Annotated in this window: 13 protein-coding genes and 1 pseudogene; 7 read left to right on the forward strand and 7 right to left on the reverse strand. The window is 56.8% G+C overall.

The features are described 5' to 3' along the window. Positions 1 to 161 precede the first annotated feature (161 nt). A complete protein-coding gene (locus KIP88_RS14750) occupies positions 162 to 1,250 on the forward strand; it encodes a TRAP transporter substrate-binding protein (RefSeq protein ID WP_214488646.1) in 1,089 nt (362 codons plus the stop codon). Positions 1,251 to 1,353: 103 nt separating this feature from the next. Here KIP88_RS14750 and KIP88_RS14755 read toward each other — a convergent pair whose 3' ends face one another. Both KIP88_RS14755 and KIP88_RS14760 read right to left on the reverse strand, forming a co-directional pair. Further along, on the reverse strand, positions 1,354 to 1,782 hold the full coding sequence (locus tag KIP88_RS14755; protein ID WP_214488647.1) for a hypothetical protein: 429 nt from the start codon (positions 1,780 to 1,782) through the stop codon (positions 1,354 to 1,356). Between the two features lie 104 nt (positions 1,783 to 1,886). Further along, complete coding sequence (locus tag KIP88_RS14760) at positions 1,887 to 2,624, reverse strand: cupin domain-containing protein (protein WP_249790774.1); 738 nt, start codon at positions 2,622 to 2,624, stop codon at positions 1,887 to 1,889. A gap of 834 nt (positions 2,625 to 3,458) precedes the next feature. On the opposite strand from KIP88_RS14760, the gene KIP88_RS14765 reads away from it, so the two are divergent. Both KIP88_RS14765 and KIP88_RS14770 read left to right on the forward strand, forming a co-directional pair. Next, positions 3,459 to 5,129: an ATP-dependent endonuclease gene (locus KIP88_RS14765; protein WP_214488648.1), complete on the forward strand. Its 1,671-nt coding sequence runs from the start codon at positions 3,459 to 3,461 to the stop codon at positions 5,127 to 5,129. Positions 5,130 to 5,556: 427 nt separating this feature from the next. After that, positions 5,557 to 5,949, forward strand: coding sequence for a hypothetical protein (locus KIP88_RS14770; protein WP_374226471.1), 393 nt, complete (start codon positions 5,557 to 5,559; stop codon positions 5,947 to 5,949). 114 nt (positions 5,950 to 6,063) lie between these two features. On the opposite strand, the gene KIP88_RS14775 is transcribed toward KIP88_RS14770, so the two are convergent. Further along, positions 6,064 to 8,544 carry an arylsulfatase gene (locus tag KIP88_RS14775; protein ID WP_214488650.1) on the reverse strand — a complete coding sequence of 827 codons (2,481 nt, stop codon included), beginning with the start codon at positions 8,542 to 8,544 and terminating at the stop codon, positions 6,064 to 6,066. Between the two features lie 332 nt (positions 8,545 to 8,876). Here KIP88_RS14775 and KIP88_RS14780 point away from each other — a divergent pair. Beyond that, positions 8,877 to 9,032: pseudogene (locus KIP88_RS14780) on the forward strand (SOS response-associated peptidase); the annotation flags it as partial. 266 nt (positions 9,033 to 9,298) lie between these two features. Further along, positions 9,299 to 9,451: a hypothetical protein gene (locus KIP88_RS14785; RefSeq protein WP_214488651.1), complete on the forward strand. Its 153-nt coding sequence runs from the start codon at positions 9,299 to 9,301 to the stop codon at positions 9,449 to 9,451. Between the two features lie 947 nt (positions 9,452 to 10,398). Here KIP88_RS14785 and ligD read toward each other — a convergent pair. Continuing rightward, positions 10,399 to 11,298, reverse strand: a complete 900-nt coding sequence (gene ligD / locus KIP88_RS14790) for a non-homologous end-joining DNA ligase (RefSeq protein ID WP_308163562.1) — start codon at positions 11,296 to 11,298, stop codon at positions 10,399 to 10,401. Between the two features lie 402 nt (positions 11,299 to 11,700). Here ligD and KIP88_RS14795 point away from each other — a divergent pair, with 402 nt between their 5' ends. Further along, positions 11,701 to 12,363 carry a PEPxxWA-CTERM sorting domain-containing protein gene (locus KIP88_RS14795; RefSeq protein WP_214488652.1) on the forward strand — a complete coding sequence of 221 codons (663 nt, stop codon included), beginning with the start codon at positions 11,701 to 11,703 and terminating at the stop codon, positions 12,361 to 12,363. A gap of 568 nt (positions 12,364 to 12,931) precedes the next feature. Here the strand turns inward: KIP88_RS14795 and KIP88_RS14800 are convergent. Then, positions 12,932 to 13,375, reverse strand: coding sequence for a thermonuclease family protein (locus tag KIP88_RS14800; protein WP_214488653.1), 444 nt, complete (start codon positions 13,373 to 13,375; stop codon positions 12,932 to 12,934). A 67-nt stretch (positions 13,376 to 13,442) separates the two neighbouring features. Here KIP88_RS14800 and KIP88_RS14805 point away from each other — a divergent pair, with 67 nt between their 5' ends. Then, on the forward strand, positions 13,443 to 15,254 hold the full coding sequence (locus tag KIP88_RS14805; protein ID WP_214488654.1) for a DUF4236 domain-containing protein: 1,812 nt from the start codon (positions 13,443 to 13,445) through the stop codon (positions 15,252 to 15,254). 244 nt (positions 15,255 to 15,498) lie between these two features. On the opposite strand, the gene KIP88_RS14810 is transcribed toward KIP88_RS14805, so the two are convergent. Both KIP88_RS14810 and KIP88_RS14815 read right to left on the reverse strand, forming a co-directional pair. Further along, positions 15,499 to 15,930: a hypothetical protein gene (locus tag KIP88_RS14810; protein WP_214488655.1), complete on the reverse strand. Its 432-nt coding sequence runs from the start codon at positions 15,928 to 15,930 to the stop codon at positions 15,499 to 15,501. Further along, complete coding sequence (locus KIP88_RS14815; protein ID WP_214488656.1) at positions 15,927 to 16,634, reverse strand: hypothetical protein; 708 nt, start codon at positions 16,632 to 16,634, stop codon at positions 15,927 to 15,929. Before KIP88_RS14815 ends, KIP88_RS14810 begins: the two co-directional genes overlap by 4 nt. Positions 16,635 to 16,794: the final 160 nt, after the last annotated feature.

Below are 16,794 nucleotides of genomic sequence, written 5' to 3' on the forward strand. Positions count from 1 at the left end.
CTGATACGATTGAGGCTGTTCAAGCGACAATCTTTCTGATCACGGTGAGGTTGTGCTTCCACGCACGCCTCGAACTCCGTTATGATGAGGGTCAAATGGGCGCGGAAGGCGCTTTGCCCCCACGCCAATCGGACCTGAAAATCCAAGGGAGTGAGCACATCATGAAACGCCGAACGTTCCTCAAGGGCGGCGCCCTGGCCGGCGCGACGGCGCTGGTTGCGGCGCCTGCGATCGCGCAAGGAGCGCCCGAGATCAAGTGGCGCCTGACCTCGAGTTTTCCAAAATCGCTCGATACCATCTTCGGTACGGCGCAGACTTTTGCGAAATACGTCGCCGATGCCACCGACAACAGGTTTCAGATCCAGACCTTTGCGGCGGGCGAGATCGTGCCCGGCTTGCAGGCGCTTGATGCCGTGAGCTCGGCGACCGTCGAGATGGCGCAGACGCCGCTCTATTTCTACATCGGCAAGGAGCCGGCGCTGACCTATGCGACAGGCGCGCCCTTCGGCATGAACCATCGCCACCAGCATTCCTGGTGGACGTTCGGCGGCGGCGCCGAGCTCTGCAACGAAGCGCTGAAGCCGTTCAAGACGCATGCGATCCTGTGCGGCAATTCCGGCACGCAGATGGGCGGCTGGTTTCGCAAGGAGATCAAGACATCAGACGATCTCCAAGGCCTCAAATTCCGCATCGCGGGTATGGGCGGCCACGTGCTGGCAAGACTCGGCATCGTGCCGCAGCAGATCGCGGGCGGCGAGGTCTATTCAGCGCTCGAGAAGGGATCGATCGATGCCGCGGAGTTCGTCGGCCCCTATGACGACGAAAAACTCGGCTTCTACAAGGTGGCGAAATACTACTACTTCCCCGGCTGGTGGGAAGGCGGGGCGATGCTGCACATGATCGTCAACGAAGAGAAGTGGAATGCGCTTCCCAAACAGTATCAGGCGGTCCTCAACCAGGCCGGTTCGGCCGCCGGCGCGTGGATGATCGAAAAATATGACAGCGTCAATCCCGCAGCCCTGAAGCGGCTGGTCGCGGGTGGGGCGGAGCTGCGCGCGTTCCCGCAACCGGTCATGGAGGCCTGCTACAAGGCAACCCAGGACCATCTGAACGAGATTGCCGAGAAGAGCGCGCTGTTCAAGAAGACCAAAGAGAGCCACGACGCGTATATGAAGGAAGTGCTGTTCTACACGCAGATCGCGGAAAACTACTACGACAATTATCTGCTCAGCAAAATGCGCAAGGGCTGAGCGCGCGTCACTGTGAAGCCCGGATGAGCGCAAGCGACATCCGGGTTAAGACCCCGCATATCGCTCCGCTCATGCGGGCTACTTGCTACGTGCTGCCTGCTGATTACGCCGACGTAGCGCTGACATAAGGAATGCTGCTCACGATAGCGGCAAGTACGACCGCGTTGCACAGCATGCCGCCCCAATGCAGCCGCCGCAGCCGGCGTACTGCAGCGGCGTCGCCGGCATCCCTGGCGCTGAGCTGGGCATCCCACTGCCGCAGAAACCAGCCGCGCGCCCAGACCGCGAAAGCCGCGAGCAAGGCAACGCCAATCGCGAACACCGGTCGACCAGTCAGAGCAAAGGTCAACGTCCCGATGACGCCGGCAATGCTCGTCATCAGAAAATGGGCATTGAACATGCCGCGCAGCAGCTGGGTGACTTGTGGAATGTCGAGCTTCACCAGCAGAAAGGCGGGCGCCGCCAGAAAAAAGTAACCCATCGGAAAAAGCAGAATGACAATGGCGGCCAAGGCGATGCCGTCTGACGTCATGCGATTACCCCTTCTTTTCTTTTTCCCACCAGGCGAGGGTGCCTCTGGCGGTGGTTTACAATAATACCCGCTGATATCTTCGGCACCATTGAGCTTTGGTCGGATCAGCCGCGCTTGCCGCCGAGCGAGACAAAGGCCATCAGGCAGGGCTCCGGCAACGGGTTGCGCCAGCGATGGCGGGTGCCGTTCTGCACGATGCAATCGCCCTGGCGCAGATGCACCTTCTGTCCGTCGTCCAGCTCCAGCGTCATCTCGCCACGAACCACGACTCCATAATCGATGGTGTCGGTGGTGTGCATGCCGCCGCCGCCCTTTTCGAAATGGTCGCCCATGCCGGGGAGCTTGTCCGACAGTTCTTTCACGCCGCTCTCGAACGTGACGCCCGGCGGCGGCTTGTAGCCTTCGGGACGCTTGGGCGGATAGGAAATCAGCCGGAAGATCGTGCCGCCCGGGCCGGGAAAGCCTTTGGTCCCGTTCAGCATCGGGTCCGGCTCGACGCCCGTAAGTCCGGGCACGCCCTCCGTCCTGTAGACTTCGTAGAACGTCAGTCCCGGATTGGCATCGATTTCCACCACCGTGGTCGTGACGTCAAAGGACTTGAACACCGACTTGCCGGCTTCGTTGCGGCCGGTCAGCGCGCGCTTCGGAGGCGGCAGCTCGCTCGCATCCTTCGCATCGGCGGGGTGTGATATCGCGGCCAAGGCGCTGCCGCCGGCCAAGGCGGAGAGTGCCTGCAGCACCTGACGCCGATCCCCGCCTTCAAATCGTCGGTCGGAAAGCTCCACGTCATCAGCGGATTTGTTCTTGCCCCGTGGCCACCAGCGCCAAGAAAACTTGGCCAACGACCTCGCCGAGAACCTGCCCATCTGCGTCCTCCATTGTAACGTGCAATCAGCGCGCTTCTACAATCAAGAAATGAACGGCGCGCTTCCCACAACTGTAACAAGGACAGGAACAATGGCCACTCTACTTCCGGCTAGGTCGATCTCGGAAGTCATGGGCCTAACGAGGCATTTGCCTCTTCTTCGATCAACCCGTTCGGACACGTTCAGACAAAGCACGTGAGATGCGCCGAGCAGCTATTGTCACGGGCAAATTGGATTTTGCGAAAAATCTAATTTGCTGAGCAGATTCAATCTGATTTAGGTCGTCCAGTTTGCCCGACAAATATAAATCGCTTTCCCTCTCACCCCAAATCAGTGGCTATTTCCGCGCTGTCCCGTCTCGACAAGAGGGGCGTATCGCGATCGTCACGAACGCGAGACGGGATGTGGTGGACGCGGCAGCGTCAGGCGCGAAAAGTTGTTTGCAGGGCGGTTATCCGTGAGCGAGCACAGCGCGCAAGACGTACGGCGCTGATGCGTACGGCAAAACCGTGTGGTCCTGACACCCGTGGCTGGTGCCAAGCTGTCGGTGGCGAATTCGATCCAACCGGATCGATCTTGCCATCAAGCCGGCAGGGATGGAGGCAAGACGAATTCGTCTCCAGGGAGAGCACGGCATAAGCCGTCAAACCATTGCGCAGGGAGTCAACAAGACAAAAAACCTAAGACAAATCAACGCAGTGCCGTTGACGTGCTCACATTTGTGTCGCGATATGCGTCGTCTAGCTACGGCGAGGCATATTAACTCCGATACACTAGGCAAAATCACCAACGTAAGATGGGCAAAAAAACGTGATATCGGAAATCCAGCTGAAGTTTGGAAGCGGGCCTGGAGTTGCGAGCGCACCTATTCCAATAGTGCCCGTCACCATTTTTGTAGGACCCAACAACGCAGGTAAGAGCAAGGTCTTATCTGAAATTCACAGCTTAGCCCAAAATGGAATTACAAGCCTCAAAGACACTGTGATTTTACAACGCATTTCCTTCACGGGCCTATCACCCGAGAAGGCGGCTACCGCGCTCGACTCGTTTAAAGCCACGCCTAATGTTGGAGAAATTCTCCAATCTAATACCACCATGCTGCAACAAAAACACTTCGGTCGAATGGCTGTTAATACGTCCGTGATCATCCCAGCGCTCACTGATCCATCATCGCATCTCGATGAATTTTGCGGTTGGCTGCTAAGATTCCTGATCTTGAAGCTTGATGGCCCGAACCGCGTGGGACTTGTCAACCAGCAGCAAGCAGGCGATCTACAAAGTACTCCGCTTGATAGGGTGCTATTCAAGAATAAACGCAAGAGAGAAGAGGTGCGCCGAATCATTCACGAAGCGTTCGGATCGTATTTCGTTGTTGATCCGACCGCTCTCGGCGCGCTCAGAATCCGACTGTCGCCTCGACCGCCGACCGATGAATTAGAAGAGCTAAATATACATCCTGCAGGCATAGCTTTTCATGCACAAGCGACGCCAATTGAAACGACAAGCGACGGAGTGAAGGCGTTTACCGGAATCATCTTGGAAGTCATTGCGGGCGAACATCCGATTTTGCTGATTGACGAGCCCGAAGCTTTCTTACACCCATCCCTTGCGGAAAAGCTGGGAAATGAGCTGGCGCGAGCAGCCGTAGCGAACGACAAGCGAGTTTTCGTATCAACACATAGCCCGCAATTTATAATGGGCTGCATCCAATCCGGCGTCCCAATCAACATCGTTCGACTCACTTATAGGTCTAACGTTCCAACTGCGCGGCTTCTACCGAGCAACGAGATTCTAGAGCTGATGAGAAATCCTCTGCTCAGATCTACCGGTGTCTTGAACGGCCTGTTTTATGAACACGTGGTAATCACAGAGTCCGATGCCGACCGAGCATTTTACCAAGAGATCAATGAGCGCCTGGCGCGACACAAGTCGAACTGGAGCATACCAAACTGCTTATTTTTGAATTCGCAAAACAAACAAACGATCCAAACAATAATGCGGCCGCTACGCAAGCTCGGCATTCCCGCTGCCGGGATTGTCGATATCGATCTTCTCAAAGACAGCGGCAGTCAATGGTCTGGCCCTTTGCGGGGAGCCAACTTACCAGCGGCATCGCAGTCATCTCTTGCGGCACTTCGCACATCCGTAAAGGCAGCAATGGATGCAACCGGGCTCGATATGAAACGAGATGGCGGAATATTTATTCTTCAGAACGACGCTCTCGAAGCAGGTAAGAGTCTTTTGAAACAGTTGGCCGAATACGGGTTGTTTGTGGTGCCGGGAGGCGAATTGGAGTCTTGGCTCAAGCATCTTGGTGTGACGGGGCATGGACCGAGTTGGCTCATAAACATGTTTACAAGAATGGGGGAGGATGCAACCTCCTCCACATATGAGGTGCCGTCCGACGATGACGTGTGGGAATTCATGTTATGCGTAAGGGAGTGGCTTACCGATTCTAAGAGACACGGAATCCCTGCTTAAGCGAGAGCCCGATCGTTTTAGTTGTATCGTACGAAGCGATTTTCAGGTGTAGGTCGCGCACTATGCGCCACGTGAGCGAATAATCCTGAGCCTTCAAAAAGCCTGCCGGATGCACATGAAAACCGATCAGAAACGCTTGGCGTTCGACCACGTTGGTGCCAGACTTTAGAAGGCGCTTAGCGCAGCAGGGATCGATGCGCCCGGCATCGAAAGGCAGAGCAATCACTACGGATCCGATCCTGCGGTGATTAAACTTGGAAACAAGCCTTGAAGTTCTTTGGGAAATGCGAGGCCCGTCGAAACAGGTGTCTGTCCACAGCCACGATTAGCCGTGGTTCCGGCAGCGGCCGACTACCAGCCATAGGCCGATTTGCGCCAGGCCCGGCGACCCGCTTTGATAGGCGATGGGCACCAAGTCAGGGGATCTATTTGCGGGGCGTCGGTTCGGGCCGCCGCAGAACAGGCCGTGGAGGCACGCAGGACCGCCGACCGTTTGGCTTGCGAGGCGTGGAATAAGCGGATGCTCGGCTTCCAGGGGCCGGCGCAGCCGTCGCCTGCGCTGGGCGATGCGATTAACGCCGGGTTCGGCTACCTCGAAGTGAAATGCCTGGGCTGCACCACGCATCAAACGGTGGCGTTGAACATCGTCCGGCGACCGAAGACGACGCCAATCCATGAGCTTGAGCGCTACATGCGGTGCAAGGATTGCTCACGGCTTCAGGGGCGACCGTACAAGCGCAGCCATCTGGTGGCGCTGCGGCCGACAAAGATTTCAGCCAGCGATCCGGCGTCAACATGGTGGCCGGGTGAACGAGACTGAGGTTGGAGAAGGCATGAACATGCTGGCATTTCGTTCAGAAGTAGACCTCTGGGCTAGAAGGTCTGCACGTCTGCGCTGGGCCAATAGCCGGCATCGTAACTTGCCTTGTCGCGCTTAGTCTCTCGCTCTTTCGAGGGCGTGACGCACAGTTTTCTGCTCATCGCTCGACATTTGTGTCGGGCCCAGCTTGTAGGTCAGCTTGTCGATCTTTCCGGTGAAGCGGAACGGCAGCTTGTAGCTGTCGTCCACCGCCGTGCGGGTGTCACTGCCGATGTCAAAGGTCTCGTCGATAGCCATCAGGAAAGGAATTGAGTGCGGCATCGACTTTTTGGCGATCTGCTTGCCATCAACCGTGAGCACACCGGTACCGCCCTTGCCGGGGCCGGGTCCGTCATACTTGAAGTCAAACGCAATCGTGTGTTTGCCCGGCTTGAGCGCATCGCCGAAGACATCGCGATTTCCGACGCCGCCCTCCCAACGATAGCGCTTGAGATTGAGCATGTTATAGGAAAACACCGGCTTGCCCTTGAGTAGATAGAGACCGTATCCGCCGAAGCGACCACCGTAAGTAGCGATCATTCCCTCCGCGCCGCCCGGCGGAACGGTGATCTCGGCGGTGATGGTGAAGTCCTTGTTGAGGATGCTCGGGGTGTTACCGTCCGGTATGCCGGCATTCTCCCCCTTGTACGTGAAGACCGTTCGTCCGGCGGTCGCGCTCGGTCGCGGAGTCACAATGCGAGGAAGGACCGAATTGTCCAGCGGAAAGACCTGGTACTTCGCCGCTTCCGTCAGGAACAGCGCCTGCATCTCCTTCAACTTGTCGGGATGCTTGGCGGCGAGGTCGTTGTTTTGCGAAAAGTCCTCGGTGATGTTGTAGAGTTCCCATTTGTAGTCATTGATCTCGGGCAGCTTGACCGTTCCCAGGATCCACGGCGGTACCGGCGGCGTCGTGTTGGCGTACCAGCCATTGCTGTAAATGCCGCGATTTGCGAACATCTCGAAGTACTGAGTCTCGCGTTTTGAGGGCGCGTTGGCGTTTGCCTTGTCGAACGTGTAGGCCATGCTTACGCCTTCGATCGGCTTCTGCGCGATGCCGTTGACCGTGGCGGGCGCCTGAATGGCGGCGGCTTCAAGGATCGTCGGCACGACGTCGATGATGTGGTGGAACTGGGTGCGGATGCCGCCGGCGTCCTTGATGCGGCTTGGCCAGGATATCGCCATGCCCTGTCGGGTGCCGCCAAAGTGCGACGCCACCTGCTTGGTCCATTTGAACGGCGTGTCGAACGCCCACGACCAGGCCACCGACATATGCGGGTAGGTCTTGTCGGAGCCCCAGGCTTCATAGTTCAGCATCAGCTCGGCTTCCGGGAGGTCGAGAATGCCGTTGTAGGCGGTCAACTGGTTCGGGGTGCCCTCAAGGGTGCCTTCGGCGCTGGTGCCGTTGTCGCCGCTGATATAGATGATCAGCGTGTTGTCGAGTTTGCCCATGTCCTCGACGGCCTGGATCACGCGGCCGATCTCATAATCGGTATAGGCGGCGTAGCCGGCAAATACCTCAGCCTCGCGCGCGTACAGCTTCTTTCGCACGAAGGAAAGCGAGTCCCACTTCGGTAGCGTATCCGGCCAGGGAGTAAGCTGGGTGTTGGCCGGAACCATACCGAGTTTCCTCTGGTTGGCGAATATTTGCTCGCGCAGCTTCTCCCAACCCATGTCGAACCTGCCCTTGAACTTGTCAATCCATTCCTTTTTTGGCTGATGCGGCGAATGCGTGCCGCCCGGCACGTAGTAGACGAAGAACGGCTTGTCCGGCGCGGCTGCGTTCAATCCGTTCATGTAATTGATGGCGTCGTCTGCCATGTCGGTGATGAGGTTGTAGTTTTGCTTTCCGATCCATGGAAATACCTGGGTCGTGTTGCGGAAGAGGTAAGGTGTCCACTGGTCGGTCTCGCCGCCCATAAATCCGTAGAAGTATTCGAAACCCATGCCGACCGGCCATTGGTCGAATGGCCCCGCCGGACTGTAGAGATAGGTCGGAGTGTTGTGGTTCTTGCCGAACCACGATGTAGCGTATCCGTTATCCCGGAGGATGGTTCCGACTGTCGCGCTGTCCTGACCAATCACGGAATTGTAGCCAGGATAACCGGTAGACATTTCGCCGATGACACCGTAGCCCACCGAGTGGTGATTGCGGCCGGTGATTAGCGCCGCCCGCGTCGGCGAACAAAGCGCCGTCGAGTTGAAATGGGTGTAACGAAGTCCCGTGTTGGCGATGCGATCCATATTTGGGGTCGGGATGACACCTCCGAAGGTCCCGGATACGCCATAGCCCTGGTCGTCGGTCATGATCAGCAGCACGTTCGGCGCGCCCTTGGGCGGCACGACCGATGGTGGCCAGTACGGCTTGGAATCCTTAGCCGTCTCGTTGATCACGCCACCAAACTTTGGTGGCTCCGGCGGAAGCTGCTTGCCGTCGAGTGTGATGGTGGCGCTGGGCGCACCCGGCGTGCCGGTGATCTGCTGGGCAAAAGCCGAACCAGCCGTGAGAGCCAGAACGGCGGTTGACAACTTGAGTGCGCGAATGGCGGTGGAGTTCATGGCCAGACTCCTTGGAAAGTCAGTAGCTGACATCGGGCGGGGCGTCAGCGATGCACGCCGCGTGAGGAAAGCTGCCGCCGCGGCACGTACATTCGGTTTCATAGTACCGACCCGCCCCTTGCCAAACGGAGATGGGAGTATCGGCCATGACGGAGCCTTCTTTGACTTAGATCAAGGGCGTCAGCGAACGCGTTGCCTCCGGAATGTTCCCTCTGGGTCAAAAGACGAAGTTCTCCTCGTGACCAGCACTTGTCTGCTTTCCTCTCCAAAGCCGACCGAGAGCAATTTTTCAGAATCCTATTTTCTCGCATTCTGTGAGAAGATCCCAACGCATGTGCAATCTCTATTCGATCACAACGAACCAAGCGGCCATCGCCGCGCTGTTCCGCGTCGTCAATCGCTATGTCGGCAACCTCGCGCCGATGCTGGGTGTCTTTCCGGATTATCCGGCACCGGTGATCCGAAACAGCGACAGCGGGACGGACATGCCTTACTGAGATACACTTTGTAGCAACTATGCCCTTCTAAGCGCATTGATGTAACGCACATGCCGGGTGACGACCGGACACAATGGGGATGTTGGACGCTGCGCATTTTTCCGGTCTCTGCGCGCGACATCAACGCATCGGTACGCGCTGACAACTAACCCGTTCCCGGTGCGTGCAGGAAGAGCCCCTTAACCGGGGCTCTTCTTTTTTGACCTGATTGAACCGAACGCGTGCCGGCCCGTTGTTCTGTCTCACAGGAGGCTTTCATGCCAGACAACAAGAGCCAAGGCATCGTGCGCGACGAGCGTGGTCAGGAGCAGCCCGCCGATAAAAAACGCGCCCAGCACGTGACTTCGGTCGAGGAAAAGAAGAAAACCGAGGATGAAATCCAGAAGACGGCCGAGAAGAGCGGTTTCTAGGAACAAAGATTCCGGTCAAGCTGGAGGCGACCATGGCTGTAAACCCACAGGCGATAACGCTCGTAAGGGCGCGTAAAGAAGCGGACCCAGTTGAAAAATCCGCTGACCAGCACTTCCACCAAGCGTAAGAAGGGCGGTCAGTTCATGACCGTAAAAAAGAGCGCAAAGAAATTCAAAGGCGTTCGGCGCGAGAAATAACCTTCGCAGTGTCCGGCTCTTCTAAGCTGGGCCGCTGGCATTGACACGGCATCCCCGCTCCGCACTCGCACCCCAGGTCGCGATCCCAAACACGGTTAGGATGGTTCTCGCAGACCCAACCGAGGCCGAGGCAAATCGGGCACCATGGGTCTATCATGAAACGAGCAGAGGCCGCCGCTGATGGGCCTCAATCGCGCGATTCGAAAGCATAAGCGTTCGTGTTTCGCCTCTCAAAATCTGCGACTGAATGCTTCTAAGCAGGAATTCGGCAGTGTTCTGAGGATCTTTTATCTCACCCAGCCTGTCCAGATAATTCCAGGCGACTTCGAGTGAGTTTTCGACGAGAGCTGGTAGTGGTTCGGTCATGCCTGAAAATCACCGAGAGCGGTGATTGGTTCCTATGTTGGAGATTGAAGACCGGGCGACCTTAACCACTCACTCATATGAGCGCTGGTCTCGGCCTGTCTGGCCAAGCGAAGAAGATTGTCGCGCGCCGGACCAGGTGGGAGCCCTTCCGCTTCGGCACGCAATCGAATGGCATGCGCCTCTAGTCTGTCTTCAAGGATATCAGTCTGTTTGAAACGACGCCGCTGCATGGCGCGCTCCTTTCCGTGAGAGGAAGGCGGGAGCGCTACGGGCGTTCACATCGCAGGTAAAAGCCATGTACCGGGCTGCGATGGTCACGAGTTAGGCCCTTGCCGTCCGCAGGACAGTCCACAACAGCACACTGCGGGGTCAACTTTTAATGATTAAAGCTTTCGCCTCAGTCCCTTGAACGAACTTTGCCGCAACAGCCCTTCCGAGGTGATATCCCGGTACTCGACCTCGGCCATGAAGGACGGCTCAACCCACGTCGCCTGAGGCTTTTTGAGTGGCTTACTCAATTTGCTCTTGGGGCTAACGACGGTGTCAAGTTGCTTCCTAATCTGGCTTGAGACCGTCCGTGACCAACCGGTGCCGACCTTTCCCATATAGACTAGCTCTTTCCCTTCCCGCTTGCCGAGATAGAGAGCGGCGACGCCCGTGGGGTCTTTCACGAAGCCAATGACGGGAAATTTTTCACGCTGGACGGTTTTGATTTTCAGCCAGGCTTCGGTCCGCTCCGATCTGTGTGGCGCATCAGCACGTTTGGAGACGATGCCTTCCCAGTTCAGCTTGGCAGCATGCTCAAACATCTCCTGACCGTCGCCTGTGAGATGCTCCGAATAAAGCACCGGCAGCTCGATATCGTTCTCGCCAAGAAGATCCAGCAGCAGTTGCTTGCGCTCTATTTGCGGGAGCTTTCGCAGATCGCCATTCCGCCAGAGGAGATCGAAGGCATAGTAGATGAGCCGGCCCTGCCGGCCCGCGGCGAGTTCCGCCTGGAGTTCGGAGAAGTTGGCACGCCCTTCATGGACGACCACCACCTCACCATCGATGATGGCTTCGCCCGGGATGGCGAGCGCGCCGGCTATCTCGGTGAAGCGTTTCGTCCAGTCCAGCCCGTTGCGGGTGAACACCTTCTTTCGTCCGCGGTTGAGATGGACCTGGACGCGATAACCGTCGTACTTGATTTCGTGAAGCCATTGCCCGCCTTTCGGCGCTCTGGACTTCAACGTTGCAAGCTGGGGCTTAATGAACCCCGGCATGGTGGAAATACGCTTTGGCAATATCGCAACTCACAAAAAAGCCCGCCGCACCTTGGAGGGCAACGGCGGACATTTTACTGACTTCCTGCCAATCCCGAACAATCAGGGGACGTGATCGCACCTCCCACCACCACCACTGCGGGCCACCTTGAATGGCTGATAAGGTTGGGAGTGAACAGTAATCTCTCGCCAGTTTTTGCGCGTGAAATCAGAACAGTCCATTTCCAGAACAGATTGCGAATAGATCGAGAGTCCCGTTCAGCGGGAAACAGCTTCTGAATGCTATCGTGATCGGCGGCACCCGTTCGCATCCGGCCCCGCCCGCAGAACTACGGTAGCGCGGAACGGACCAAGGTCCCTTGTACGAATGCAGTACCGCCCATAAGCTCAGGCTGTTTTTATTAACGATATTACGGGGCTTCAATGAAATCTCGCCTATTGAGCGCCCTTGCGGGCGCGGTGCTATGTTCGATTGCCGGATTCGCTAGTCAACCAGCGTCTGCCGCTGTTTTGTTTGATAATAGCCCGGGAGGCACGCCTAAGGATTACGCTGCCGACATAAGTCTGGCTGTAGGTTTGTTTGCTTCCCAAAGTGCAACAGTGACAGGCGTCGCATTTTCCGGGTATCTGCTTGAGGGTGGGAACGCCAAGTTTTTTGTTGCCGACTTAACTTCGTTGGACACGCTCCTCTTTCAAACGACCGTCGCGTTTGGTTCGTCGAACTCGGCTTCGTGGCTTCATTCTGGCCAGATGTCGTTGAGTCTCGAAGCGGGTCACACTTACTTTTTCGGAATCATCGGCGACACTACGATTACCTTAGACGAGAGGAGCGGTTCTTTTGAATCCGAGACCGTTCTGTCGTTTGACGGCCGGCTGAATTATGCAGATTACATGAATCCGCAGACCACAACAAAAAAAGTGGCCTCAAAGACGCTATCTGTCCTTCGACTCGAAGGCGAGCTAATGGCTGCTGCTGTCCCTGAGCCGTCCACCTGGGCCATGATGATCCTCGGCTTTGCTGGTGTCGGCTACATGACGTACCGCCGCACGCGCAAGGATCAGAGCCTCGCGCTCGCTGCGGCCTGATCCGCGGCATGCGAGGTCTATCAGGATCGGCCTTAGCAAGGCTCGCACGCGCCTTCGCCAGAGTTTGCCGAAAACCGCTCACGAACTCGACTGACAGGATATCGTCGTTCTGAAAGCCTTTATCTCTTTGTTCAAGTTTTTTGAGGGGCTGAAAATGAATACTATGACTGGACGAACAAGGCGCCTAATAGCTGTCGGTTGCTTGGGCCTTGCAATTTCTCTGGCTCACGCGAATCCCGCTAAAGCTGCCTTGGCCGGCCTCCCCAATGTGAGCTTTACTCCGAGTATTTCGGATTCGACAATCGATGCCGGCGGCACGGAAACATTAAGTATCGCTATAAGTATGACGGCGGGGAGCAACTCAACGCTCGGCGCGGGTCTTAGCGGCACACTCGAATTCTTCTCCGGAGACGGCCAGCAATTTACCGTCAGCATTCCCTTCGGAACTACCTCTGGCTCTTTCAGCCACATTTTCACATATGCGAATTCGGGGTCCTGAAGGAAGTTCTCAAACACTTCTGAAACGAGCGCTTTCTTTCATGGCCCGGCACGGGCTGCGAGCATCGCGTCAGACGCGCCGGCCGATCATCTCAGCGACAGCATTCGCAGCAATCCTGTCGCACTGCCTGACGTTGGATGCGGCGTCCCAGCAAAGCTGCTTGGACTCAACGGCATCGATTCCCCACAGCCTTATCTTGGTACCGCGTATTTCGATTGTATCGCCATCAGTGATGACAGCTTGCCCGACAATTTCCTGAGCGCTGGCAACAACCGCACTGAACAGCGCAAACAGTACGACCACAATCGACCTCATGCCGCCCCCTTCTTCCGAAGAAAAGCTAGGTAGAAACAATCTGGTACGTGAAGCGCACCACACTTCCTGGCCGGTGCCTGTTGTTATCGCCACCCGGTCACGGCAGCTTTCGAGGTCTTGATTGACCCGTTCGCCAATTGCGCCAGGTACGCTGCATCGCAGCATGTTAAGCCCCCCAATGGGCATCCATTCGATCAATTGCGCTCGGCCGGCTAATGCGCGAAAACGGCTCAGGTCGCAACTTATGCATGAGGCATGCTACTAAATGGGCTTTCGCTTTCGTCGGTCCTTTAAAATTATCCCGGGAGTTCGTTTGAACTTGAGCGGAGGCGGGGCAAGTGTCTCACTCGGTCCGCGCGGCCTTCGCTACACAATCGGTTCGCGTGGTACTAGGACGACGATCGGGCTGCCTGGATCAGGACTCTCGTGGACGGCATATAAGCCCTACGGCTCCGCCGGCAGCTCACAGCCACCTAATCGCCCCGCACAATACGAAGCCGAGGTAGAAGCACCTGAGCCAGTAATAATTGAAGCAGGTGGTACCGTCATCGATAGCGCACCGATTGAACAACTGCTTGCAAACTCCACCATCGACATTGCGACCGCATTGAATGCCAGCCTCGGACGGTGGCACTCATACAAGATGTGGCTTATTTTCCTTTCAGCGATCTTTTCCTTAGTTGCATTAGTCGTTATCGCTTCAGCAACTTCTGTTCCCCCAGCGGCGGCTTTCCTAGGCGCTGCCGGAGCGGTGATTATTTTAGGCTCGATCTGGCTTCACGGTCGCGAATCCAGTGCCATCTCTCTCGACTATGATCTGTCCGCGGAAGAGCTTGGGCAATTCGAGGCTCTGGCGCGCGCTTTCGATGCACTGGCGCATTCCAGTAACGTCTGGCGGATTCCTTTAGAGAAGCAGGAAGCCGATTGGAAACGCAATGCTGGTGCCGCCAAGTTGGTGGAAAGGAAAAGCATTTCGCTTACCCGAGGAAATCCCCCACTAGTCAGGAGTAATTTGGAGTTCCTACAGTTACCGCTCGGAAAGGAGACCGTCTATCTGACGCCAGATGCCGTTCTTGTGATGATGGGTGACGACGTTGCCGGCCTCAGCTATGCTGATATTCAATTTGACTATAGGCAATCCCGCTTTATCGAGGACGGCACACCTCCAAGCGATGCAATGGTGGTAGGCGAGACGTGGCAGTATCTAAATCGTAAGGGCGGTCCGGATCGCAGATTTAAGAATAACCGCCAGTTGCCTATTTGCCTGTATGGCGAAATCGACATCAGGTCAGCCGGCGGATTGAATGAACGCATACATTCTTCTCGGGTCGAGGCAGCTGAAGAATTTGCATCGGCAGCCGCCGCAATATGTGCACCAGGCATTGCGGCAGCCTCAAATGCCCTCCTTTCCTCTCCGATTCCGTTGAGGGACATCGCATCAGACCAATATCAGGGCAGCGAGAGTGTTGGTGATGTCCGCGCGGCGTACGCACACGAGACAGACCTTGCCCTTACCCTCGCCCTGAACCACGGAGAATGCTGGGAATTCCTGCTTGTTGAGGAGCTATTGAGGTCGAAATTGCAGTTACTCAAGAACGATTGCGAGAATCTAGGGAGTATCGTTCCGGCGAAACTGTTTACTGGTCGTGAATTTGTTACTTGGGTTGGCGATGAGTGTACCAACCTGTCGCCAGCAATCGCCGAGATGGCAACTTGCATCGAGAAGGACTTAGTACACGCGCTGGCTGAACCCGGAGTATCGGGAGATGCCGTACAATTGCTTGGCGCTGTGAATACGATCTTTTTCAATTGCCGAAAGTTTTTGAATTTCGAGAAAGCTTTAAATGCTGCTGAAGTAACTTCCGCTTTTTACGACCTGAAACTTTCGTTTCGCGGCATTACGGGCAGCGTGGTTCACGTGGTGGAAGATTTACAAAATCAATGGAGCCGAAATACTGCGGCGCTCAGAAACGGCGCCAAGAGCTTCGAGGTCAAGATCAGTTTTGAAACTCCGCCGCAAGCCCTGATAGCGCTAAAGGAAATTGAGAAGATCAAGAAAAGGCCCGGGCTATTGTAGTGCATCCGACTTGAAACTGTGCAGCGCTTGCAACACGCACTCAAACTCAGCACGGAACGCCGCGATTGATCTCGAACACGACCCCGAACTCAGTCGCATCATTCAAAATGGATAGAGCGGGTTAAATGAATTTCGTCCCGCCACTGCCGTTATTGTCCTTGCATGCACTGGAATCACCACCCACCCATCCCGGCCGAGATGTCTTCACCTTCGGCTCTTCCGACTTCACCGGCTGCGGTGCCAACTATGCCCACCCTGGTCGCAGCCCCTTTGGCTTTTGCGGCACCGGATTGAACGGCCGCGGCATTCGTGCCAGCACGGCGTCGTGATCAAGCGGCGGCGAATAAGTCCGCAACAATTTCGGATCGCCGATTTTCGGCGGATAGTCCGGCGGACACAAGGTGCGGATCTCGACCGTGTTGAACGGCTCCAGCAGGCCGTCATCGTTCAGCCTGGCGTTAAACAGTTCTCGGGCCAGCGCCGCTAACACTTCTGGCTTGAGGCTGCGTTTGCCGGCGGCGAAGTCTTGAATGTCCTCCAGACTGAGGCCGTCGACATCGCGAACGATCGCATGCAGCACGCCGGCCTTTGCTGCGCAAACGACGACCTTGCGGCGTAGCACGGTGATGCCGGCAGGTTCAGGCGTGACGGGATCCTTTTTGCTGAAGATGCTCATGGCGATTTTTCTCCGATGGGCAGTCGCGCGATCAAGTTGCGGAAATCGTTGCGTCGTGGCGTCAGGATAGCCGCCGGCAGCCGGCCCAGGATCAATGGCGGCGCCGCACCGAGCGAGCGTAGCGGTGACGGTGTCGGTGTTGCTGCCGCCGTCACGCTGCCGACGTAAGCCTCCAGGCCCTTGCGCAAACGCTCGATCGCGGCAAGCGCGTCGTCGTGGGTACGGTCGACATCGCAGCGGCGAGTAACCAACGCGCACGGATTGCTCGGCCGGTCGGTCATCGCGACATGGGTGATCATAGCCTTGTGAATCAGCCCGTGGAAGCAAATGGAATTTGCATTGCGGATTTCGGCCTCGGTCACCACGGCGCAGATCGAGAACGCCGGCAGATCACGGCCTTCGTCGGCGCGGGCTTTGATGGCGAGCTTGCCGTCGGTGCGATTTTCCAGAGACAGTATGCTGCCAGCAACGCGCTGGGTGTGACCGAAGACCAGCGGCAACGTTGAGAGATCGTCGGGCCAGCTCAGCGAGCCGGGCACGAACGCCATCCTGTCGGCGTCGATGTCCGAGGTCGCGGCGAAGCCTTCGACGATTTGTGGAAGAGTGCTGCCCGACAACAGCGGCAACGGCGCGCGTTCGATCGGTCTGACGCGATGTTGAAGCGCCAGTTTTGCCAGCTGCAGTTTCAGTTCACGGCCGATCATTTGAAAGCGCCGCCGGTTAGGTGAGCACCTCTTTGAATCAGCGATTTGTTGAGCGGCATGGTCGTCACCTCCGCCGATGGGCGCGTGAGGCGCCCGGCGCCGCGAGATAAGCGAAGTTAGCACCAGGTTGGCTTCGCAACAAATCGACTTGGAATAATTA

Origin of the sequence: Bradyrhizobium sp. SRL28 (assembly GCF_018596315.1) — a bacterium.
In the GTDB taxonomy this organism is placed as follows: Bacteria; Pseudomonadota; Alphaproteobacteria; order Rhizobiales; family Xanthobacteraceae; genus Bradyrhizobium.